This window comes from bacterium (assembly GCA_016703265.1).
Classification (GTDB): domain Bacteria; phylum Krumholzibacteriota; class Krumholzibacteriia; order LZORAL124-64-63; family LZORAL124-64-63; genus CAINDZ01.
Map to the genome: position 1 here is coordinate 503,793 of JADJCK010000003.1, position 22,260 is coordinate 526,052.

Here is a 22,260-nt window from a genome sequence, read left to right on the forward strand (position 1 = left end):
GGAGATCCCCCTGCGTTGTGTGGGGCGGTCCAGGGCAAAGGTCGGTAAACAGCGGTGGCGGCCGCCGGTTCCGGAAAATCGGCTACCGCCCGCGCCCGCGCTTCTTCGGCGCGCTCGAAGCCCGGCCGCTGCTGCGACCCGCCTGGGGTGCCCGCGGGGCGCCGGGGCCCTGCGGCTTGCCGCCCGTGCGGCCTTCCGGCTTGCCCAGGCTGCGGCGACGCCCGGGATTCGGTCCGCCCCGGCCGCGGTCCGGCGGTGCCATGTCCGGCCCGGACCTGCGCGCGTCGGGCGCCAGCTTGTCCTTCGCCGGGGCCTGGCCCTTGGCCGCCGCCCGCTCCTTGGCCGCCAGCCGCTCCTTCACCGCGGCCTTGCGCAGCACCGCAGCCTTGTCGTTGGGCGACAGCTTGTTCTTCGCCGCCGCCCGTCCCTTGGCTGACAGGCGCGCGCGACCCGGCACGCGGCCGATGCGCACGACATCGGCCGGGGCCTTCGCCTTCCCGCCGGCGGGGCGGGGCGGCGACGCGCTGTCGTCTGCGCTCTTCGCCTTTCCTGCGGGCCTGGCTTTGCCCTTCACGTTGGCCATCAGCTTCCCCTTCCCCGGCGGCACCAGGCACTCCGGCCCGTTGCCGATCAGGTCTTCGCGTCCCATCCGGTGCAGCGCGTCGCGCAACAGCGGCCAGTTGGCCGGGTCGTGCCAGCGCAGGAATGCCTTGTGCAGGTCGCGCTGCTTGCCGCGCTTCGGCACGAAGACCTCGTCGCCGCCGGGCCTCGCCTCGCGCGTCACCTTGCGCAGCGGATTGCGACCCGAGTGGTACATCGCCGTGGCCGTGGCCATGGGCGAAGGCAGGAATGTCTGCACCTGGTCGGGCCGGAACGACTGCTTCTTCAGCCACAGCGCCAGGTTCAGCATGTCCTCGTCGGTGGTGCCCGGGTGCGCCGCGATGAAGTACGGGATCAGGTACTGCTTCTTGCCCGCCTGCTGCGAGAACTTGTCGAACAGCGCCCGGAACTTCTCGAAGCTGCCGATGCCCGGCTTCATCATCATGTCCAGCGGGCCGTCCTCGGTGTGCTCGGGCGCGATCTTCAGGTAACCGCCCGTGTGGTGCTGGGCCAGCTCCTTCACGTACGCCGGCGAGGTCGCCGCCAGGTCGTAGCGCACGCCCGAGGCGATCAGCACCTTCTTGATGCCCGGCAGTTCGCGCGCCTTGCGGTAGAGGCCGATCAGCGCCGAGTGGTCGGTGTCGAGGTTCGGGCAGATGGCCGGGTACACGCATGACGGCAGGCGGCACGCCGCCTCGATCTCGCGCGACTTGCAGGCCTGCCGGTACATGTTGGCCGTGGGCCCGCCCAGGTCGGAGATGACGCCGGTGAAGCCCTCGGTCTTGTCGCGGATGGCCTCGATCTCGCGCAGGATCGACTTCTCCGAGCGGCTCTGGATGATGCGTCCCTCGTGCTCGGTGATGGAGCAGAAGGTGCAGCCGCCGAAGCAGCCGCGCATGATGTTCACCGAGCCCTTGATCATCTCCCAGGCCGGGATGCGCGCCTGGCCGTAGCTGCTGTGCGGCCGGCGCGCGTAGGGCAGGTCGAAGACGGCGTCCATCTCGGGTGTCGACAGCGGCACCGGCGGCGGGTTCAGCCACAGGTCGCGCTCGCCGTGGCGCTGCACCAGCGCGCGTGCGTTGCCGGGATTGGTCTCGGCGTGCATCACGCGAGAGGCGTGCGCATAGAGAACCGGGTCGACCGCCACCTGTTCATAGGCCGGCAGGCGCACCACGGTGCGGTCGCGGTCACGCCACAGCTTGCGCGGGTCGGCGGCGCCGGGCGCGGGCGGCGCGGCATCGGCCGGGCCCACATCCGGGCCGGCCGGCGATGCACCCGGGTCCGGCATCGAGCAGGCGCGATCGGGCTCATCGTCCTTCGTGGCGCAGCCCTCGGGCTCCATCGCATACGGGTCCGCATGCACGACCAGCTTGCCCGGCGTATCGAGCTCGGTGGAATCCATCTCGATGAACCCGGCCGGCACGCCGCTGCGCATGAAGGCGGTGCCGCGGATGTCTGTCATCTCGCGTACGTTCCGGCCCGCATCCAGACGATGCGCAATCTCGAGGATCTGCCGCTCGCCGTTGCCGTAGACCAGCAGGTCGGCCTTCGAGTCGGGCAGCACGCTGCGTCGCACCTTGTCCGACCAGTAGTCGTAGTGGGCGATGCGCCGCAGGCTGGCCTCGATGCCCCCGATGATGACGGCCGTGTCCTTGTATGCCTCGCGGCAGCGCTGCGCATAGACCAGCACCGCGCGGTCGGGCCGCTTGTCCGGCTCCGCGTTGGGCGTGTAGGCGTCGTCCTTGCGGATGCGCCGGCTGGACGTGTAGCGGTTGACCATCGAGTCCATGTTGCCGGCCGTGACCCCGAAGAAGAGCCGCGGCCGCCCCAGCACCGTGAACGGCGCGGCGCTGAGCCAGTCCGGCTGCGCGATGATGCCGACGCGGAAACCCGCCCGCTCCAGCGACCGGCCCACCACCGCCATCCCGAAGCTGGGGTGGTCGATGTAGGCGTCGCCGGTGACGATGATGATGTCGCACTCGTCCCAGCCCAGCGCGTCCATCTCGGCACGCGACATGGGCAGTTCGGGCGCGGGCGCGGGCGCGGCGCCGGGTCGGGGGGCGCGCACGAACAGGGGCGTGGCCTTGGGCATGGTCGGTGCGGTCATGAGGATCCGTGGGACTTTCCGGGTTCGGGGTATGGGCTCACTGTTCCCAATATGAGTGGATTCCGTGCATTCGTCACTATCTTGGCGGACGGCGGCTAGTCAACGGCATGCGGCCCATGCCACAGGAACGCGTCCCAGGCCATGGCCTCGACCCCGCAGCGGCGCGCCACTTCCAGATGACGCTCGTCGCACAGGAGCAGCGGCCGGTATGCGGGGTGCCGCCGAGTGAACTCGAACAGCCCGCGCAGATCCGCCGCAACGAACGGACCGGTCTTCACCTCGATCGCCAATGGGCCCCACGATCCCTCCAGCACGGCATTCACCTCAAGCGGCCCCTCGCGCCAGCAGCGAACCTGCTGACCGGCGTTCCAGGCGAAGGCCAGGCAGGCGTTCTCGACCCAGGCGCCGAAGCGGTCGGGCTCGCGCTCGCGATCGGGAGCACCGCGGGGATCCATGGCGGCCAGGAACGCATTATTCAACAGGACGAGCTTCGGGGGCGAGGCGCGGCGACGCAGCAGACGCTCCGAATGCCGCTCCAATCCAGCGACCAGAAATGCTTCTTCAAGCAGCTTCAGGTAGTGAGCGATGGTCTCCAGCGCGCCGCGATCGGCGAGCATTCCCTGCAATTTCTGCAGCGAAACCACCTGCGCCGGCGACGAGGCGGCCGCAGCGAACACCTGCCGCAGGAGCGCAGGCTTGCGCACTGCCGCTGGAAAGGATGTCGCGGCCGATGGCCGGTTCCACGATCGCGTCCCGCAGGTAGGCCATGCGACGGGCGTGGTCGTGGCGCAAGGTGACGGCACCGGGGCACGCGCCACCGTTCACGACCAGTTCGATGGCCTCCCGGCGCGGGAGTCCGAATGCGGCCGCCAATGCCTCGGCTCCCCAGTGCGACAGGGTCAATCGCTCGAAGCGGCCGGCCAGACTCTCCCGCGACCCTGTGCCCAGGTGTAACGCCGACGAACCGCTCGCGATCACGTGGACGGGAAGGCCCAGGCGCAGGATCCGATCCCATTCACCCTTGAGCCGGAGCGGCCAGTCCGAGATATGCTGGACCTCGTCCAGCATGACAACGACGCCACCCTGCTCGGCATGCTCCCGCGCCAGGCGCGCGACCTGCTGCCACAGTCGCTCCCAGGCCCCCGGCGCCGCAGCTTCGGGGCCATCGCCGCTCTGGTAGAAGGCCCGCGGTCCCAGCCCACGAGCCAATTCCAAAAGCAGCGTGGTCTTTCCCACCTGGCGCGGCCCGGCCAGCAGCTGGATACGGGTCGGCGCCCGCTCGGCCAAACGCGAGTTAAGCTCTTGGAGGACAATCAAATAACTTGTCCGTGCCTTGTATTTGGTCATGGTTGAATAATTATTCGACTAAAGATGAATAAAGTCAAGGACATTCTGCGCGACGGCGTACCTAGAGCCCGCGCCCCAGCTGCCCCAGCAACTCCAGCCCGTCCCATTCGCCCCACCGTTCGGTGATCCGTCCGTTGCGCACGCGGATCATCTCGATACCCTTGAAGGCGATGCGCTTCCCGGTGGGCTCGACACCCAGGTAGGCGCCTCGGTGCGTGCCCACGGCCGTCCAGCGAACGGCGATGCTGCCGCTCGCGGCCACCCCTCTTGCGCCGGCGCAAGTCGCAGCGGGTTCCGCCACCACATCGCGCGCCGCCGCCTCGAGGTCGGGAAACGCCGCCAGCAGTCGCACGATGCCGTCGCGGAAACCCGCGTTGTCGGACGCGCGGCCGCCGCTGTCGTAGTCGATGAAGTCCGGGGCGTGCAGTTCGTCGACGATGGATCCGGCGGGACGCGAGCCGTCGCCCGCGCACCAGCCCTCCTCCACCCAGCGCCGGGCGATGGCGGCCAGCTGTTCGCGCGCGTCGTCAGCCATCTCGCGGCTCCTCAGACGCCGGGCATGGACTTGAGCCCCGCCAGCAGCGCATCGTTGGTGGGATACTTCTCCATCAGCTTGAGCATGCCTTCCATGGCCTGGCGCGGCGGCACGGCGATGGCGCGCTTGCGCAGCAGGTTCAGCGCGGCGATCTGGTCTTCGGTGTAGAGCAGCTCTTCACGGCGCGTGCCGCTGGTGCGGATGTTGATGGCGGGGAACACGCGGCCCTCAGCCATCTGGCGGTCGAGCACGATCTCGCTGTTGCCGGTGCCCTTGAACTCCTCGAAGATCAGGTCGTCGAGGCGCGAGCCGGTCTCGATGAGCGCGGTGGCGATGACGGTGATGGAGCCGCCGCCCTCGACATTGCGCGCCATGCCGAAGAACTTGCGCGGTATCTCCATCGCGCGCGAGTCGAGGCCGCCCGAGAGCGTGCGGCCCGAGCCGGGACCGCGGTTGTTGAAGGCGCGCGCCATGCGCGTCAGGCTGTCGACCAGCAGCACCACGTCGTGGCCGCATTCGGCCTCGCAGCGCACCTGCGCCATCGTCAGCTCGCAGAGCCGTATATGCGCCTCGATGCTGTGGTCGTTGTTGCTGGCCAGCACCTCGGCCGGCACCGAGCGGCGGAAGTGCGTGACTTCCTCGGGGCGCTCGTCGACCAGCAGCACCACCACGCGGGAGTCGGGAATCTCGGCGCAGATGGCCTTGGCCAGTTCCTCGAGCATCACCGTCTTGCCCGTCCGCGGCGGGGCCACGATGAGCCCGCGCGTGCCGCGAGCCAGCGGCGCGAACAATTCGACGATGCGCATAGTGGGCCCGCCGAAATCGCCGATGCGGAAGCGCCGGTCCGGGTTCACCGCGAGCAGCTTCTCGAACGGGGTGCGCTTGCGGTAGGTGTCGTAGGGCAGGCCGCAGACCGCGTCCAGGCCCACGAGCTGCGGCGACCGCTTGCCGGGCCCTGACCGGCCCGGTGATGGTGGCGCCGTGCACGAGCGCGAACTTCTGGATGGCCTGCCGCGGCACCAGCACATCATCGGGAGAGGGCTGGAACGACTTGGCCGGGTTGCGCAGGAATCCGTCCCCCTTCTGGGAGAGGTCCAGAACGCCGGTAGTGGTGTCGGACATGCAGATCCATTTCAGGCGTAAGTTGTCGTGGCATCGGGGAAGCCGGCCCGTGCCGGCGTGTGGCCCGTCGCCGCGTGCGGGGAGGAGAACCCCGGGGTGGCGGACCGGCCCCGAATATAACCGATCCGGCGGCGAACGCCAAATCGCCAGGTGACCGGCCAGTGACCGGCCAGTGACCGGTCAGCGCCCGGCAGCGCCGGGATTGGCCACGTCGCAGGGCGCTCCGGCGGCGAAGGCCAGCAGCTGCTCCACGGCCACCGCATACAGCGCCTCGAGGGTGCCCTGCTCGGCGTAGCCCAGGTGCGGCGTGCACAACACGTTAGGCAGCCCCAGCAACGGATGGGCGGCGCCGATGACCGGCTCCTGTTCGTAGACATCGACGGCTGCGAAGCCGGGTCGCCCGCGCTGCAGCGCGACTGTCAGCGCCCCGTCCTCGATGATCCCCGCCCGGCTCGTGTTGACCAGCAGCGCATCCGGCTTCATGAGCGCCAGGTCCGCAGCCGTCACGAGACCGCGCGCGGCCGGTTGCAGCGGCAGGTGCAGGCTGAGCACGTCGGCGCCGGCGAAGAAGGCTTCGCGGCAGGATGCGACGGCGAAGCCCTCGTCGCGGGCGCGCGTCAGCGAGGCCTCGCGTCCCCAGCACACCACCTCCATGCCGAAGGCGCGGCCCACACGGGCCACCGCGGCGCCGATGTTCCCGAACGCATACACGCCCAGCGTGCGGCCGAACAGGCGCGTGCCCGTGGTCGACTGCCAGTGGCCGGCGCGCAGGCGCTCCACCTCCAGCGGCAGGTGCCGCAGCGAGGCGAGGATCAGGGCCCAGGCCAGTTCGGCCGTGGTCGAGTAGGGCCCGGAGCTGCTGCGCCGTCCGACCGAGACGACGATGCCGCGGTCGGTGCACGCCTCGAGATCGAGATGGTCGGTGTTGCGGCCGGTCTGGGCGACGAAGCGCAGGTCGGGCAGCTGCGCGATCATCGCGCGCGTCAGCGCGACGCGCTGCTGCGTCAGGACGAGGGCGGTGCAGCCGCCTGCCGCGCGCACGAGGTGCGCCGGGTCCGGGTTCGCCTCCGTGCAGACGACGACTTCGTGGCCGGCCAGCCGCACGAACGCCGGGGTGCGCCGGAAGACATCGGCGTAGTCGTGGACAACGGCGATCTGCACGGACGGTTTCCCCTTCACGGAGGCCGCGGCGGGCCGGCTATTCGGTCCGCCGCCTGTCCTTCTTGGCGCCCGGCTTGGGCGTCTTCTTGGGCTTCTTCGCGGGAGCCTTCGCGACGGGCTTCGCCTGGTGCGCCGGCGCCGCTTCCTTCTTTTTCGGGCGCTGCCGCGGCGGCCGCTCGTGCCGCAGGTCGGCTCCGGCGCCCGACCCGCCTCCGACGCGCTCCATCTTCATGGCCTTGCCCCCGACATACACCTTCTTGAGGTGCTCGATCATGGCCGGCGGCAGGTCGTCGGGCAACTCGATGGTCGCGTGGTCGGGGTGGATGCGGATCTGGCCGATGACGCGGTTGCGCAGCCCGCTCTCGTTCGTGACGGCGCCCACGATGTTCCGCACCTCGACGCCGTCGGCGCTGCCGGCATCGATGCGGTACAGCGCCATGTTCCGGGAGCCGCGCCCTGGCGCCGGGCCGCGCTCGCGCGCCGCCGGCCGGGGCTCGTCCCAGCGGGCATCGGCAAGGGCCCCGTTGTCCTCGGCCTGCAGCGGCTGGTTCTTCTGGGCAAAGGCCAGGGCGCCGGCGGCCAGTTGCAGCACGTCGATCTTCAGCGAATCCATCAACTCGAGGCTCAGGTCCTCGAAGAACAACAGCGGCCGGCCCTCCATGAACGCGGCCAGCTCGTCGCGGAACTTGCCCACGCGCTTGCGGGTCACTTCGTCGTGGCTCGGCATCTCCATGCGCTTCAGCGGCTGCCGCGTCAGCCGCTCGATGGAGTTCAGCAGGTGGCGCTCGCGCGGGCTCGCGAACAGGATCGCCTTGCCGTAGCGCCCCACGCGGCCGGTGCGGCCGATGCGGTGCACATAGGCTTCCGAATCGCCCGGGATGTCGTAGTTGATGACCAGCGAGATGCGCTCGACATCGAGGCCGCGGGCCGCCACGTCCGTCGCCACGATCATGTCCAGGCGACCGTTCTTGAGGCGCTTGATGATGCGTTCCCGCGCGATCTGCGTCACTTCACCGCTGAGGGCGGCCACATCGTAGCCGCGCGCCGACAGCTTCTCGGCCAATTCTCCCGTCGCCAGCCGCGTGCGCGCGAAGATGATGATGCCGTCGTACGATTCGGTCTCGAGAATGCGGACCAGCGCCTCGAACTTGCCGGCCGGCGGCACCACGAGATACACCTGCTCGATGCTCTCGGCGGTCATGGTCTTGTTCTCGATGCGGATCTCCACCGGATCCTTCAGGTGCCGCTTGGAGATGCGCTTGATCTGTGCCGGCATGGTCGCCGAGAACAGGGCCATCTGGCGGTCGGGCGGCGTCGTCCCGAGAATGGCCTCCACGGCATCGACGAAACCCATGCGCAGCATCTCGTCGGCCTCGTCCAGCACCACGCTGGCGATGCTGCCCAGGTCGAGCGTGCCGCGGTCGAGGTGGTCCTGGATGCGTCCCGGCGTACCGACGATCACGTGGGGCCCGCGCCGCAGCTGGTTGAACTGGAATGTGTAGCTCTGGCCGCCGTAGAGCGGCAGCACATGGAATTCCTTCAGGTGGCGGGCATAGGCCTGGAACGCCTCGGCGACCTGGATGGCCAGTTCGCGCGTGGGCGTCAGCACCAGCACCTGCGGCGCCTTGAGCGCCAGGTCGATGCGCGACAGCAGGGGCAGCGCGAAGGCGCCCGTCTTTCCGGTTCCGGTCTGCGCCAGTCCCAGCACGTCGCGGCCCGCCAGAAGGGGCGGGATGCACGCCTCCTGGATGGGCAGGGCCGTTTCATAGCCCAGTTCGGCAACGGCCCTGACCAGCGGGGCGGCCAGGTTCAGGTCGCTGAATTCCGGGGCGGATTCCGACATGGCAGGACTCCGAACGTCGGGGAGAACGGGCTCAATCCACCTTTGCCCACCGCAGGCGCAGGGCATTTCCGATCACCGTCACGTCGGACAGCGCCATCGCCGCCGCCGCGATCAGCGGGTTCAGCAGGCCGAACGCCGCCAGCGGGATCGCCAGCACATTGTAGAGAAAGGCGAAGAACAGGTTCTGGCGCACGCAGCGCATCGTCGCGCGCGAAAGTCCGATGGCCGCAGGCACGAGCAGCAGCGAGCCGCTCACCAGCACGATGCCGCCGGTCTCCTTCGCGACATCCGAGCCGCTGCCGATGGCGATGCCCAGGTCGGCCTGGGCCAGAGCCGGCGCGTCGTTGATGCCGTCGCCCACCATCGCCACCCTGGCCTTGCCGCCCTGCTGCAACGACTCGATGACCGCACGCTTCCCCGCGGGCGCCACACCGGCGCGCACATCGGTGATGCCGACGCGCGCTGCCACTGCCCGCGCCGTCGCTTCGCGGTCGCCGGTCAACAGTACCGTGCGCAGGCCCCGCGCGTGAAGCTTCGCGATCGCGGCAGCGGCGTCGGGCCGCACCTCGTCCTCGATGCCGAGCACGCCGAGTATGGCACCGCCGGCCTCGCCGATCCAGACTTCGGTGCCGACTTCCGATCCGGCGCCTTCGGGCAGGGCGCCGCCGGCGACCGTCTCGCGCCGCACGAACGCCTCGCTCCCCACGACCAGGTTGCGTCCCTCAACCGTGGCGAATACGCCGGAACCGGGCTCGTCGCGGAAGGCACCGACGGCGGGCAGCGCCAGCCCCCGCGCGCGCGCCGCATCGAGCACTGCCTTTGCCAGCGGATGCGCGCTCGACTGCTCAGCCGCTGCCGCCAGCCGCAGCACCTCGTCATCCACCAGGCGCACCACCACCGGCTTGCCGCTGGTGATGGTCCCGGTCTTGTCCAGGACGATGAGCGTGACCTTCTCCGCGTGCTGCAGCGCATCGATGTCGCGGATGAGGATGCCGCGGCGCGCGCCCAGGCCCGTGCCCACCATCAGGGCGGCCGGCACCGCCAGGCCCAGCGCGCAGGGGCAGGCGATGATCAGGACGCTGCACACCGCATTGGCCAGCCGGCTCCAGAGCACGGCTGATTCCCAGCCGCCGAGCGTCCCGGCCACGTACCAGCCGATGCCGGTGACCAGCGCCACCCCGAGCACCGCCGGCACGAACACGGCCGCGATGCGATCGGCCAGCAGCTGCACGGGCGCCTTGCTGTTCTGCGCCGTCTCGACCAGCTGGACGATCTGCGCGAGCGCCGTCTGCGCACCCACGCGCGTGGCGCGGATCACCAGGCGGCCATCGACGTTCAGGGTGCCACCGATGACTTCGTCGTCGAGATCGCGCGTGACCGGCAGCGGTTCGCCCGTGATCATCGATTCGTCGACGCTCGAGCGGCCCTCGATCACGACGCCGTCGCTGGGCACGCGGTCGCCGGGCCGCACCAGCAGGCGATCGCCGGGCAGCAGCGCGGCCACCGGCACCTCGACGGGGACATCGGCCGCATCCAGCCGCAACGCCTTCGACGGAGCCAGCTGCAGCAACTCGTGGATGGCACGCCCGGCGCTCTGCCGTGCCCGGCCCTCCAGCCAGTGGCCCAGGCTGATCAGGGCGAGCAGGCCGGTGGCCTCCATGAAGTAGAGGTTCGGCAGCGTCGCCCAGGCTCCCAGCTGGTAGCCGGCAAAGGAGACGAGCGAGTACAGCCAGGCCACGCTGGTGCCCATGGCGATGAGCACATCCATGTCGGTCGTTCGGCGTCGCAGGGCGGACCAGGCATTCCGGAAGAAGGCCGAGCCCACCAGCACCATCGCGGCCGTGGACGTGGCCAGCGCCGCCCATTCCATCCAGTCGCCCGCGTGCCGCCCGCTGAAGTGCAGCGTCCAGTGCACCGCCTCGACGGGCAGCCACAGCGCAACGCCAACCAGCGCCCGCCGCAGCCAGCGCCGCGTGTGGGCTTCCTGGCTGCGCAGGCGCTCCGTTTCGGCGACTGCCGCGTCAGCGCCGGCAACCTCGGGCGTGCTCGGGTACCCCGACAAGGTGAGCGCGTCGGCGATCGCCTGCGCCGAAGTCATCCGCGCATCGAACGTCACCGTGGCGCGACCGCGGGCCAGGTTGACCTGCGCCGACGCGACGCCCGTCACTGCGGACGCGGTCTTCTCCACGTGGTTCACGCAGCCGGCGCAGTTCATGCCGGTCACGCTGAAGGCGGCTTCGGCGGTGGTGGGCGGCTTCCTGGATTCGCTCATGTTCCTCACGCGCCCCAGCGCGGCGTCAATTCGACATCGACGCCGAGGTGGTCGCACACGCGCTGCACGATGAAGTCCACCATCTCGCCCACCGACTGCGGGCGATGGTAGAACCCCGGCATGGCCGCCACGACCAGCGCGCCGCGCGCGCTCAGGGTGGCCAGGTGCTCGAGGTGATGGGTGGCGAGCGGGGTTTCGCGCGGCACCACGATCAACGGGCGCCGCTCCTTGAGGCAGACATCGGCCGCGCGCAACAGCAGCGATTCGCTGGTGCCGGCCACGATGCGGCCGGCCGTGCCCATCGAGCAGGGCACGATCACGAACGGCCCGCCGTGCGCCGAACCGCTGGCCAGCGGCGACGAGAAATCGTGCTGGTCGAAGACGCGCAGGCTGCCCGGGCCCATGGTGCCCAGGCGATCAAGGATGCCGGCCACGTCCAGGCCCATCTCGGCGTGCGCTGTCTGCCGCACGGCATCGCTGAAGACCAGGTTCACGTCGCGGCCGGCATGCAGCAGCACATCGACCAGCCTGACCCCATAGACCAGGCCGCTGGCGCCGGTCCAGCCGATACCGATGGCGGGGGAATTGCTCAATGCCGGCCTTTCCGGGATGGCGTTGCGTTGTGGAATTGTCAGGGTTCGTGGTTCGATGTGCAGGGTTCGTGACGATTCCTCATGCGTTGACCCGTTTTCAGGCACCTTACCCGCACATGAGGAAGCTAACACAATGCAGCAGGAACTTGCCAATCTGGAACGACTACTGCCTTCCCAACAGGCCATTCATAACAATTTTGTGCATTCCCTGCACGCTCTCCACCGCGATCTCGTCCGAGCCGCCTACTACCTGCTGCAGGTTCGCCAACGCCAGATCCACCGGGCCCTGGGCTTTGCGAGCATCACGGACTATGCCCAGGCCGCGGCCGGACTTAGCCCGGCTCAATGCCGCAGCTTTCTTGAGCTCGCGCGGAATCTGGCGGATTTTCCCGATGTCGAGAAGGCGCTGCAGGCAGGGAGCCTGTCCTGGAGCCAGGCGCGCATGATCTGCCGCCGGGCGCGGCCGGAGGACCAGAAGCAATGGCTGGAGCTCGCGGCCACGCTCACCAGCGCGGAGTTGGGTGCGGTGGTCATGGGACAGACGGAGGAAACCCAAGAAGACATTCCCGCATCGCCCCGCCAACTCGAGTTGACAGTTCAGGCGCCCGTGAAGCTTCCGTCCAATATCATGAGGCCCAGAGGCGAGGCCCCTTTTGCCGCGCCCATTCCCGCGTCACCGGTTTCGCTCGCGATCAAACTGCGCTTCACCATTGAGCAGTATGCGCGTTGGCAACGCCTGGCCGAGGCCGCCAGACGCAGGGGAAACCTGGAAGAGGCAGTTCTGGAGGGGCTCGGCGGCGCGAATGCAGGCCAGGACGGCGACAGCAGCGTCCCGTTGGTGGTCATGCTCGCCTGTCCCACCTGTGGCCGGGCTTCCTGCCCCACATCACGGGGCGAGTTCACAGTGCCCCGCCCCATGCTGGAAGCCGGCATGTGTGACGCGGTGGTGGAAGATGCCGACGGGAACCGCCGCCGCACCGTGAACCAGCGCCTGCGGCGCCGGGCCCTGCAACGGGCGCGCTATCGCTGTGAATCGCCCGGGTGCGAGTGCGCTGTGTTCCTGCAGGTGCACCATATCCGCCCGGTGGCGGAGGCCGGCGAGAACAAGCTGGAGAACCTGAAAGTGCTGTGCTGGCGATGCCACCGCACGTTGCACGATGCTGAAGACGCGGCGCGGCAATCGCTGAAGGAGTCACCGGAATGACGGCCATCGTTCTTGCACAATCATCCCAGAACACGCACATCGGCGCGCAAACTCTGCCAATTCATCATGCCGAGCGCGCGCCATTCACGGCAGCCGGCCCGCCACGATATGCGCGATCCCGAAAGTCTGCCGTTCCACCTCGACATCGCTGAACCCGTATTCGGCCAGCAGGTCGCGGAACTCGCGCACCGTCAGGAACTGGTCCATGCTCGCCGGCAGGTAGGCATACGCGCCCTTGTCGCGGCCCACCAGGCGGCCGAGCAGCCGCACGGAATTGCCGACCAGGAAGCGGATCGGCGCCACTACGCCGCGCAACTCGCCGTGGGCGCGCGGATCGTCGCGAAAGAACTCCAGCACCACCAACTGCCCGCCCGGCCGCAGCACGCGCGCGATCTCGCCCAGGCCGCCGCGCACGTCGGCGAAGTTGCGCACACCGAAGCCGACGGTCACCACATCGACACTGTGGTCGCGCAAGGGCAGCGCCAGGGCGTCGGCCGCCAGCAGTTCCAGTTCGTCGGCGCCCTTCTTCCCGCGCGAGCCGCGCAGCATCTCGGCGCAGAAATCGGCCGCAAGCCACGCGCGGCCGCGCCCCGCCGCGCGGCAGGCCAGCGCCAGGTCACCGGTGCCGGCGCAGAGGTCGAGGATCTCCCAGGCATCGTGGTCGATGCGCGCGGCCACCCGCTTGCGCCAGGCACGGTCGCGGCCGGCGCTGAGGAAATGGTTCATGAAATCGTAGACGCCGGCAATGCGCGCGAACATGGCCTGCACCGAACGCCCGTGCTGCTGCGGGTCGCGCACGGTCCACACGCCCGCCTCGCGGGCGTGCACTTCCTCGAAGCGGCCGTTGCGGACAGGCTCACTCATCGCGTGGAACCGCCCAGCTGCGCCAGCAGCGCCGCCCATTTCGCGTCCACGTCGGCCTTCACGTCCGCCGACATGGTCACCAGTTCCGGCCACTGCCGCTGGTAGCCGTACTCGCCGGGCAGCTTGGTGGTGGCATCGATGCCCATCTTGCCGCCGAAGCAGGGCAGGTTGGTGGCGTGATCGAGCTGGTCCACGGGGCCTTCACTGAAAAACACGTCGCGCGCCGGGTCCATGCTGCCGGTCACGCGCCACAGCACCTCGTTCAGGTTGCACGTCCACGTCGGCGTCGACGACGATCACGTTCTTCGTGAACATGATCTGCCCGGTGCCCCACAGCGCATGGCACGTCTTGCGCGCGTGCCCGGGATAGGACTTTCGGATGCTGACGATCACCAGGTTGTGGAAGCACGCCGCCACCGGCAGGTGGTAGTCCACCACTTCGGGCAGCGGCACGCGCAGCAGCGGCAGGAACAACCGCTCGGTGGCCTGGCCCAGCCAGCCGTCCTCCATCGGCGGCCGCCCGACGATCGTGGTCAGGTACAGCGGCTCCCGCCGGCTGGTGATGCAGGTCACGTGGAAGACCGGGAATTCCTCGGCCAGCGAGTACCAGCCGGTATGATCGCCGAAATCGCCCTCCAGCCGGCGCTCGCCCGGTTCCACATAGCCTTCGATGATGAAGTCGGCCTCGGCCGGCACTTCCAGGTCGCAGGTCAGCGCCTTCACCATCGAGATGGGCTGCCCGGTGAGGAACCCCGCGAACAGGGCCTCATCGACGTCCGGCGGCAGCGGCGCCGTTGCCGCATACGTCAGCACCGGCGGCCCGCCGATCGCCACGCAGACCGGCATGCGCTCGCCGCGCTTCTCGTAACCGGCGTGGTGGGCGGCCCCGGTCTTGTGGATCTGCCAATGCATGCCGGTGGTGCGGCCGTCGAAGACCTGCATGCGGTACATGCCGATGTTGCGGCGACCGTTCTCGGGACTGCGGGTGATGACCAGCGGCGTGGTGATGTACGGCCCGCCGTCGCGCGGCCAGGTTGTCAGCACGGGCATCAGGTCCAGGAGGCCGCGCCTGGCGAGTTCATCGCCCTGCACGACCACTTCCTGGCAGGCGCCCCGGCCCACGCTCTTCGGCGCGGCCGAGCCCCACTCCTTCAGCTTGCCCAGCAGGCGGATCTTCTCCCACAGGCCGTCGGGAGGCCCCAGGCGCAGCGGCTCCTCGACCCGCGCCGCCACCTCCGCCAGCGTCTCGCCGCCCAGGGCCCAGGCCATGCGGCGCTCGCTGGCGAACAGGTTGATGACCACCGGCACCGGCCGGCCGTCGGCCATGCGGGCCTGCGGACGGCCGCCCGCCGTCGCGCTCCAGCGGCCGGGCGCCGGGTTCTCGAAGAGCAGCGCCGGGCGCTCGCCCCGCTTGACGAACCGGTCGGCGATCTCGGTGATCTCCAGGCAGGGATCGGCCGGTTCGCTGATGCGGATCAGTTCGCCGCGCTCTTCACACAGGCGCACGAAGTCGCGCAGGTTGGCGGTCGGTTTGGCCATGGGCAGGGGTCCCTGTCTGCGGGGGTCCGGGAAGTCCCGTCGGATCGGCCGTCAGGCCGCGGGCAGAAGGAACTTAGCAGAGGGTGACAGGAGCGGCAAGGCAGGTAGACCAACGGCCCCGGCGCCTTGGCAGACGTGTCGGGGCCGTGGTCTTTGGGTGATGGGTAGGTCGCCCGCCCTGCCCGCACCCGCAGAATCAGCATAGGTTTTGACTGGATTATGATAGTTTCGGGATTGAAAAGTGAACAATTTATTGATATGATCCCTCCATCAGTCCAGCTAATGGAAAGAACAGCCACCGTCGGCCCAGGGAGAGCCCACCGCCATGCAGCTTTCGTCCCGCCAGCTCGAAGCATTCGTCGCCGTGGCCCGTACCCTGAACTTCACCCGGGCCGCCGAACGCCTGAACCTGACGCAATCGGCCCTGTCCCAACGCATCCGCAAGCTGGAAGAGGAACTGGGCGCCGCCCTGCTGGTCCGCGCGCCGGGCGCGGTGCGCCTGACAGATACCGGCAGCCGCATCCTGCGCTTCTGCGAGGCCAAGGAGTCGCTGGAAGCCGAGATCCTGGCCGACCTGTCCACGTCGCGTACCGGCGATCTGGCCGGCGCCATCCGCGTGGCCGGGCACCTTTCGGTGCTGCGCCCGGTGGTCCTGCCGGCCCTGGCGGCGCTGCTGCGCGACCACCCCAAGGTCCATTGCGAACTGATCAACTCCGAACTCAAGAACCTGCCCGGCATGCTCAAGCGCGGCGAGGCGGACCTGGTCATCCTCGACAGCGAACTGCCCTGGGCCGCGGTGGAGAAATACAGCCTGGGCACGGAGTCGTATGTGGCCATCGAAAGCGCCGTTTACGCCACCCGGGCCCATGTCTGGCTGGACATCAACCCGGACGACCAGGTCACCGAGAAGTTCTTCCAGTTCCAGGGGCTCAGCCCCCAGTACCGCCGGTCCTACATGTCCGACGTGTACGGGATCATCGACGGTGTGGCCCTGGGCATGGGCCGGGCCGTCGTCCCGCGCCACATGCTGGCCGGGAGGCAGGACATCCGGGAGCTGCCCGAGTACCGTCCGCAGCCGTCCGGGGTCTGGCTGCACCATTACGCGCTCCCCTACTACTCGCGCCTGCAGCAGGCCGTGGTCGAATTGCTGACCCGGACCTGCCCGGGCGCCCTCGGCTAAGGGAAAGCCCGATATCAAGTAGGGCCGTTTCCGGGCGATAACCCTGTTGCAGCCGTGACGCCCAACGGACTTCAACAGGAGATGCCAACGCGTGAGCCTGACCGACAATTCTATCCTGGCGGAACTCAAGGCTTCGGGCAACCTGCCGTCGCCCACCGGCATTGCCCTGACCATCCTCGAGATGACGCGCGACCCCCTGGTCAGCACCGACGAACTGGCCAACGTACTGCAGGGCGATCCGGCGCTCACGGGACAGATCCTCAAGTACGCCAACAGCGCCGACTCCGGCTCACGCGTGCACGTGATCGCACTGCGTGACGCGCTCATGCGGCTGGGCCTGGCCCAGGTGCGGCAACTGTGCCTGAGCTTCTCCATCCTGGCCAACGCGCGCAGCGGACCCTGCGCGGCGTTCGACTACGAACGCTACTGGACGCGGTCGCTGGCGATGGCGGTCAGCTGCCAGTCCATCTCGCGCCTGGTGCGCTCGCTGAACCCCGACGAGGGCTTCACCTGCGGCCTGCTCTCGCACATCGGTCGACTGGCCATGGCCAGCGTGTATCCGGATGACTACGCGGAGATCCTTGCGCGCTGGGATCACGGTTCGCCCGCCGACCTCGCTGCGCTCGAGAAGAGCGTGACCGGCCTGACCCACATCGACGCTGCCGCCGCGATCCTCGAGGATTGGCGGCTGCCCGAGCACGTTGTGGCCGCTGCCCGCTACCAGGAGGACGGCAGCTGGATCACCGGCGCGGCGGTGGCGCCCGCGAAGGACCGGGGCCGGCAACTGGCGCGCGTGCTGCACGCATCAAGCCTGGCCGCGGACATCTGCGTGGAGACCGGCCCGCGCCGCCACCTGATGGTGCTCGACTTCCTGAAGGCGGGACTGTCGCTGGGCTTCGAGGAGATGCCCTGGATCTCGATGTACGACGAGATCCTCGTCGAATGGGCGCGCATGGGCAGCGTGCTGGATATCGTGACTTCCCATGTGCCGTCGCTGGAGACGCTGGTGATCAAGGCCCGTGCCCAGGGTGGCGTGATCGACGATCGCCCGCGTTCGCGCGGTGTCGTCATCGACACCCCGGCGCCGCAAACCGCCGCGCCGGTCGCCAATCGCCGCAGCGGGCCGCCCGTCACCGCGTCGGAAGCCGCCATGACCGAGGAGGGCGCCCGGGCCACCACGCCGACGGCCGCCCCCGCCGCCGCGCCGAGGCCGAAGGTGACGGAGGCCGTGACCGAAGAAGTCCCCGCCGAGACCGACCAGGGGCTGGACATCCTCATCTGCACCGACAGCGCCATCGAGATGAAGGTGCTCACGCACAAGCTGGAGCAGCTGGGCCACCGCATCACCGGCGCCGCGGACGGCCGCCAGGCCCTCGAAGCGGCCCTGAAGACGGCGCCGCAACTGATCCTCTCGGACTGGATGCTGCCGCGCCTCGACGGCCTGGAACTGTGCCGCATGCTGCGCTCGTCGCCGCAGACGCAGGGCATCTACTTCATCATCAACACGACCAACGATACGGGCGATGAACTGGTCCAGGGCTTCGAGGCCGGCATCAACGACTACATCGTCAAGCCGATGGACCACCGCATCCTGGCCGCGCGCTTGCGCGGCGCGTCGCAGGTGATCCGGCTGCGCGAGCAGAGCCTGCGTGACCGCGAAGAGATGCGTCACCAGCTCAGCCACATCAACAAGCTGAACCGCAAGCTCGAGAGCCTGGCCCGCGAGGACCAGTTGACCGGCCTGCCGAACCGTCGCGCCGGCCTGGAATTCCTGGACGAGACGTGGTCGCGCGCAACGCGGTCTGGCGAATCGATGCTGGTCATGCTGATGGACATCGACCACTTCAAGAGGGTCAACGACACCTGGGGGCACGAAGCCGGCGACATCGTGCTGCAGCGGACGGCCACGGCCATGCGCGGCGCTGTCCGCGAGTACGACAAGGTCAGCCGCTACGGCGGCGAGGAGTTCCTGGTCGTGTGTCCGGGCGCCGACGTCCAGTACGCCTACGACATCGGCAACCGCATCCGCGAGGCCGTCGAGAAGAACATGATCGAGTCGCCGGTGTTCAAGGGCAACATCACCATCTCGATCGGCGTGTCGGTGCGCAACGCGGAACACCAGTGCACGCGCGACATGCTGCGCGATGCCGACGAGGCCCTGTACGCGGCCAAGGACAACGGCCGCAATGTGGTCTGCATCCACACGCGCATCGACGCCTGACGCCCGCTAGCCCTTCGCCTGGAACCGGCGCCGCAGGTCGAGGTGGTACTCGGCCAGCGGCCGCAGGTTCTGGTCCACCCCTAGCACGGCCAGCGCCCGCTCGTAGTCCTCGGGATGCACGTGCAGGATGTAACGGTAGCCGCCGCGCCCGTCGGTGATGCCGTTGGCACTCGAGACGTTGATGTCCTCGTTGCACAACTTCTCGTGGATGCTCACCAGCGCGCCCAGTTCGTCGTCGCCCTGCACGATGAACGCGTGGTGCGGCCCCTGCAGCTGCAACCCCTCGTGCCGCGCGAAATCGCCGAGCCAGACCGCATTGAGCGGGTAGATCACCAACTGGGTACGCTCCCGCCCCACCGGGAAGGCGTTGAAGGCGACGAGATTGACGTCCTCGGCGGCCAATGCGCGCAGGAATCGGCATCCCTGGCCGGGCCGGTCGTCGACCGTCGTGTAGTAGTAATCCACGGGGTAGATGCGGGCTGCCATGGCGGTACCGTCCTTCGTTGGCGCCAGGTTGGTACAGACGGGGCGCGCCGGAAAAAGGTTTCCGGCGCTTGTATTGTAGCAGAAACGGGGCGGAAAGAAACGGCCCGCCGCGCTCAGCGCCCCGGCGCCCCGCGGATACGCCCGCCCGCCGGCGCGGTCACCGTTCCGGCCTTCTCGACGGCCGCGGCCGCCACGGCCGAAAGCTCCTGCCCCAGGTCGGTGAACGGCGGATTCGGCCGCCCCAGGTAGACCGGGGCCATCATCGCCACAAAGTCCGGCATGGCCACCACATAGGCGCCTTCAAGGTCGAGCGGCCGGCCGCCGACGGTCACTTCGGCGGCGCGGGCCGGCGCGTTGCCCTCGCCCGTGACGATGGCATAGGAAAGACCCGACACCTGCAGGATGCCGTGGTCGCCGCCCACCTGGCCGGCGGCGTTCCAGTCGGCGAACGCGGCCAGTTCCCGCCCTGTCATCGCCACGGTGACCAGCGAGTTGGCGAACGGCAGCACCTCGTGGATGTGCAGACGGGTCAGAGTCCCGGCCGGCAGGTCGCGGCGGATGCCGCCCGAGTTGATCAGGCCCACGTCGGCCCCCGCGGCCTCGCGCAGCACATCGGCCAGCCAGTCGCCCAGTTCGCTCTCGCCGCGCCCGCGGCGCAGGTCCACCGCCAGCTTACCCAGTTCGCGGCCGTACTCGCGCTGCACCTGCTCCTGGTAGCCGGCCGCCAGGGCGGTCAGGTCCTTCAGGTCGCCGCCGGTCGCCAGCGAGTCGGCCCACAGGCTGACCAGCCGCCCCTCATAGCCGACCACGCGGTCATCCTCGACGCGCAGATCGAGCCGCCCCAGGTTCGTCATGGCCGAACCGGCCTGCACGATGAGGATGCCCCCGACCAGTTCCGGCTGGCGCATCCGCGTGTGGCTGTGCCCGCCCACGATGACGTCGATGCCCGAACCGGCGAGCGCCGTCGCCAGCTTGCGGTCCTCGTCCAGGCCGTTGTGGCTGAGCACGACCAGCAGGTCCGTCTGCGGATCCAGGCTGGCGGCCTGGCGGCGCAGCAGCGGCTCCTGGGGCGCCATGACCAGGCCGGCAAAGCGGCTGGGCGCCACCACCTCGGTCATCTCGCCGCAGGAGACCCCCATGATGCCCACGCGCACGCCGCCGCGCTCGACAACGACGGGATCGGCGCGGAAGACGGGCTTCCCGTCCAGATCCACGATGTCGGCCGCCAGCACCGGGTGCTCGAACCGCGGCAGGAGCAGCTTGAGGTCGGCGAAACCGATATCGAATTCGTGGTTGCCCACCAGGCCGGCGTCGTAGTCCAGCGCGTTCAGCAGGCGCGCCACGGCGGCCCCGGGCACGCCGTCCTCGCGCAGGTTGCAGACCGGGTTGCCGGTCATGAAATCGCCGGCGTCGACCAGCAGGTCTGCCGCACTCGTGCGGCGCTCGATGGCCAGATAATGGGCCAGCGCCACCACGCCGCCCACCGCGCGGCCATCATCGCGCCAGTCGGCCGGGCGCGCGAACAGCCCGCTGTGGGTGTCGTTGGTGTGGAAAATGGTCAGGTTGTAGGGGCCCTGGCCCGAGGCGGGCTGCGGCTCGCCGGCCCCGAGTGCGGCGCCGGACCAGGCGCACGGCAGCATCGCCAGCAGGGCGACGACCACAGCCAGGGACCGCCGCCCGCCCGCCGGCACTTCTATCGTCAATGCAGGCCGGAACATCATCCCCGGCTCCCTTCGGTTGGTCGACAACCCCCGAAATCCGGGGAAAACCGGGCGCCGCCCCGGCGTTCGATTGCCCGGGCGGCGCCCGCCGGGTTATTATTAAGCCAGACATGAAAATACTCAAGACCCATGGGCCGATATTCCTGCTGATGCTGGCAACGGTATTCGCGGCTTTCGGCCGACTCACCACCACGCCCCTGTGGGACGGAACGGACGCACAGATCATCTGTGACGCCCATTCCCTGTCGCGCGACCCGGCCGACATGTTCCACCACGTGGGCTTCTATTTCAGCCAGCCGCTCCTGCAGCTGGTGTTCCTGACCGAGTACCGGCTGTTCGGGCTCAACGTGGGCGGGTACCTGGCGGTCAACCTGCTGATCCACGCCCTGAATGCCTTCGTCGTCTACATGCTCGTGAACATGTTGTTCCCGCGCCGCAACATGGCGGTGGTCGCCGCCCTCATGTTCGCGCTCGGCGTGGGCAGCTACGGCCGCGTATTCACCACGGTGCATGCGCTGGAAAGCCTGTTGCTGGCCATGCTGCACCTGCTGGTGCTCTACTTCTTCATCCGGAACGATTTCCGGCGCGACGGCCGCCTGCGATCACCGTTTTTCCTCGCCGGGCTCGCGATCTTCCTGCTGTCGGGGCTGACGCGCGCCTCGTCGTTCTCGCTCCTGTGCTGCCTGCTGGCGTACAAGGCGTTCTTCCACCGGCGGCGGGGCCGGCCGGTGTGGTCGCCGGACCTGCTGATCTTCATCATCGTCGGCACGGTGTTCTACGTGGGCCAGGCGCAATGGGGCTTCGGGCAACCTACCGTCTTCGGCGGCGGCGGCGAGCAGACGTATTTCTCCATCCTCTCGGTGAAAAACCTCTTTCGCTACCTGACCCTCATGTTCTTCCCGCTGCAGCGAAGCCCGATGATCGAGACGGCCCCGTTCTGGGTGGCCTGGCTGTTCGAGGCCCGCACCTGGATCCGCTTCGCGTTGACCATCGCCATCGTCTCGTACAGCTTCTTCGGTTTCGTCTTCGGCAGCCGCGCCATCCGCTTCTTCATCGCGTGGACCTACATCACGCTGCTGCCGTTCACCGCGCACACCGTGGCCGGACAGTGGCTCAACCTCAACCACCTCTACCTGGCTTCCCTGGGCTTCTGCGTGGTCATCGCCGCCGGGGCGGCCGGCTGCAGTTCGCTGCTGGCCCGCGCCGGCCGCCGGCGATACCTGCCCTACCTGGCCCCGCTGCTGCTGGCGGCCGTGGCGCTGGGATTGACCCACCAGCTCGACTCCAAGTACAAGGCGATCGCCCGCTGGCCGGAATCGCAGCAGCTGCGCGAACAGGTAAGCCACGCCTGCTCGCCCGGCGGCGGTGACCGGATGCCGGGCGCCCTCCTGCCGCGGCGCTGAGCCGCGCGCGCCGGTTTGTGCGGACGCGTTTCCGGCGATATCTTTGGACCCGTGAACCCGAC

At 69.0% G+C, this 22,260-nt stretch carries 16 protein-coding genes and 1 pseudogene; 4 read left to right on the plus strand and 13 right to left on the minus strand.

What is annotated here, in order from left to right; all coding sequences use genetic code 11:
• Positions 1-82: 82 nt before the first annotated feature.
• From IPG61_06370 to IPG61_06410, 9 genes are all read right to left on the minus strand, one after another.
• The gene (locus IPG61_06370) at positions 83-2,692 is read right to left on the minus strand and encodes a YgiQ family radical SAM protein (protein MBK6733703.1); all 2,610 of its coding nucleotides are present in this window, start codon (positions 2,690-2,692) and stop codon (positions 83-85) included.
• A 110-nt stretch (positions 2,693-2,802) separates the two neighbouring features.
• On the minus strand, positions 2,803-3,324 hold the full coding sequence (locus tag IPG61_06375; GenBank protein MBK6733704.1) for a DUF4143 domain-containing protein: 522 nt from the start codon (positions 3,322-3,324) through the stop codon (positions 2,803-2,805).
• A complete protein-coding gene (locus IPG61_06380; GenBank protein ID MBK6733705.1) occupies positions 3,269-4,054 on the minus strand; it encodes an AAA family ATPase in 786 nt (261 codons plus the stop codon). The genes IPG61_06375 and IPG61_06380 overlap by 56 nt, the downstream gene beginning before the upstream one ends.
• A 61-nt stretch (positions 4,055-4,115) precedes the next feature.
• Entirely contained in the window at positions 4,116-4,589 is a 474-nt protein-coding gene (locus IPG61_06385; protein MBK6733706.1) for an ester cyclase, read from the minus strand.
• A gap of 11 nt (positions 4,590-4,600) precedes the next feature.
• Positions 4,601-5,518, minus strand: coding sequence for a transcription termination factor Rho (gene rho, locus IPG61_06390; protein ID MBK6733707.1), 918 nt, complete (start codon positions 5,516-5,518; stop codon positions 4,601-4,603).
• Positions 5,519-5,891: 373 nt separating this feature from the next.
• Positions 5,892-6,872, minus strand: coding sequence for a D-2-hydroxyacid dehydrogenase family protein (locus IPG61_06395; protein MBK6733708.1), 981 nt, complete (start codon positions 6,870-6,872; stop codon positions 5,892-5,894).
• A 37-nt stretch (positions 6,873-6,909) separates the two neighbouring features.
• Positions 6,910-8,715: a DEAD/DEAH box helicase gene (locus IPG61_06400; GenBank protein MBK6733709.1), complete on the minus strand. Its 1,806-nt coding sequence runs from the start codon at positions 8,713-8,715 to the stop codon at positions 6,910-6,912.
• 31 nt (positions 8,716-8,746) lie between these two features.
• Positions 8,747-10,987 (minus strand): cadmium-translocating P-type ATPase, encoded by a 2,241-nt coding sequence (gene cadA, locus IPG61_06405; GenBank protein ID MBK6733710.1) that lies wholly within the window; start codon positions 10,985-10,987, stop codon positions 8,747-8,749.
• 5 nt (positions 10,988-10,992) lie between these two features.
• Positions 10,993-11,766 (minus strand): UbiX family flavin prenyltransferase, encoded by a 774-nt coding sequence (locus IPG61_06410; protein MBK6733711.1) that lies wholly within the window; start codon positions 11,764-11,766, stop codon positions 10,993-10,995.
• Here IPG61_06410 and IPG61_06415 point away from each other — a divergent pair.
• Positions 11,714-12,784, plus strand: coding sequence for an HNH endonuclease (locus IPG61_06415; protein ID MBK6733712.1), 1,071 nt, complete (start codon positions 11,714-11,716; stop codon positions 12,782-12,784). The genes IPG61_06410 and IPG61_06415 overlap by 53 nt on opposite strands.
• An 84-nt stretch (positions 12,785-12,868) precedes the next feature.
• Here IPG61_06415 and IPG61_06420 read toward each other — a convergent pair whose 3' ends face one another.
• Both IPG61_06420 and IPG61_06425 read right to left on the minus strand, forming a co-directional pair.
• Positions 12,869-13,648, minus strand: a complete 780-nt coding sequence (locus IPG61_06420; GenBank protein ID MBK6733713.1) for a ubiquinone/menaquinone biosynthesis methyltransferase — start codon at positions 13,646-13,648, stop codon at positions 12,869-12,871.
• Positions 13,645-15,187: pseudogene (locus tag IPG61_06425) on the minus strand (menaquinone biosynthesis decarboxylase). The gene IPG61_06420 and the pseudogene IPG61_06425 overlap by 4 nt, the downstream one beginning before the upstream one ends.
• Before the next feature lie 325 nt (positions 15,188-15,512).
• Here IPG61_06425 and IPG61_06430 point away from each other — a divergent pair.
• Positions 15,513-16,367, plus strand: a complete 855-nt coding sequence (locus IPG61_06430; GenBank protein ID MBK6733714.1) for a LysR family transcriptional regulator — start codon at positions 15,513-15,515, stop codon at positions 16,365-16,367.
• A gap of 91 nt (positions 16,368-16,458) precedes the next feature.
• Positions 16,459-18,588: a diguanylate cyclase gene (locus tag IPG61_06435; protein ID MBK6733715.1), complete on the plus strand. Its 2,130-nt coding sequence runs from the start codon at positions 16,459-16,461 to the stop codon at positions 18,586-18,588.
• 6 nt (positions 18,589-18,594) lie between these two features.
• Here the strand turns inward: IPG61_06435 and IPG61_06440 are convergent, their stop codons facing one another.
• Together IPG61_06440 and IPG61_06445 are read right to left on the minus strand one after the other, a co-directional pair.
• Entirely contained in the window at positions 18,595-19,074 is a 480-nt protein-coding gene (locus IPG61_06440) for a hypothetical protein (protein ID MBK6733716.1), read from the minus strand.
• A 113-nt stretch (positions 19,075-19,187) separates the two neighbouring features.
• Positions 19,188-20,795, minus strand: a complete 1,608-nt coding sequence (locus tag IPG61_06445; GenBank protein ID MBK6733717.1) for a bifunctional metallophosphatase/5'-nucleotidase — start codon at positions 20,793-20,795, stop codon at positions 19,188-19,190.
• Positions 20,796-20,905: 110 nt separating this feature from the next.
• Here IPG61_06445 and IPG61_06450 point away from each other — a divergent pair, with 110 nt between their 5' ends.
• Positions 20,906-22,198: a hypothetical protein gene (locus IPG61_06450; protein MBK6733718.1), complete on the plus strand. Its 1,293-nt coding sequence runs from the start codon at positions 20,906-20,908 to the stop codon at positions 22,196-22,198.
• Positions 22,199-22,260: the final 62 nt, after the last annotated feature.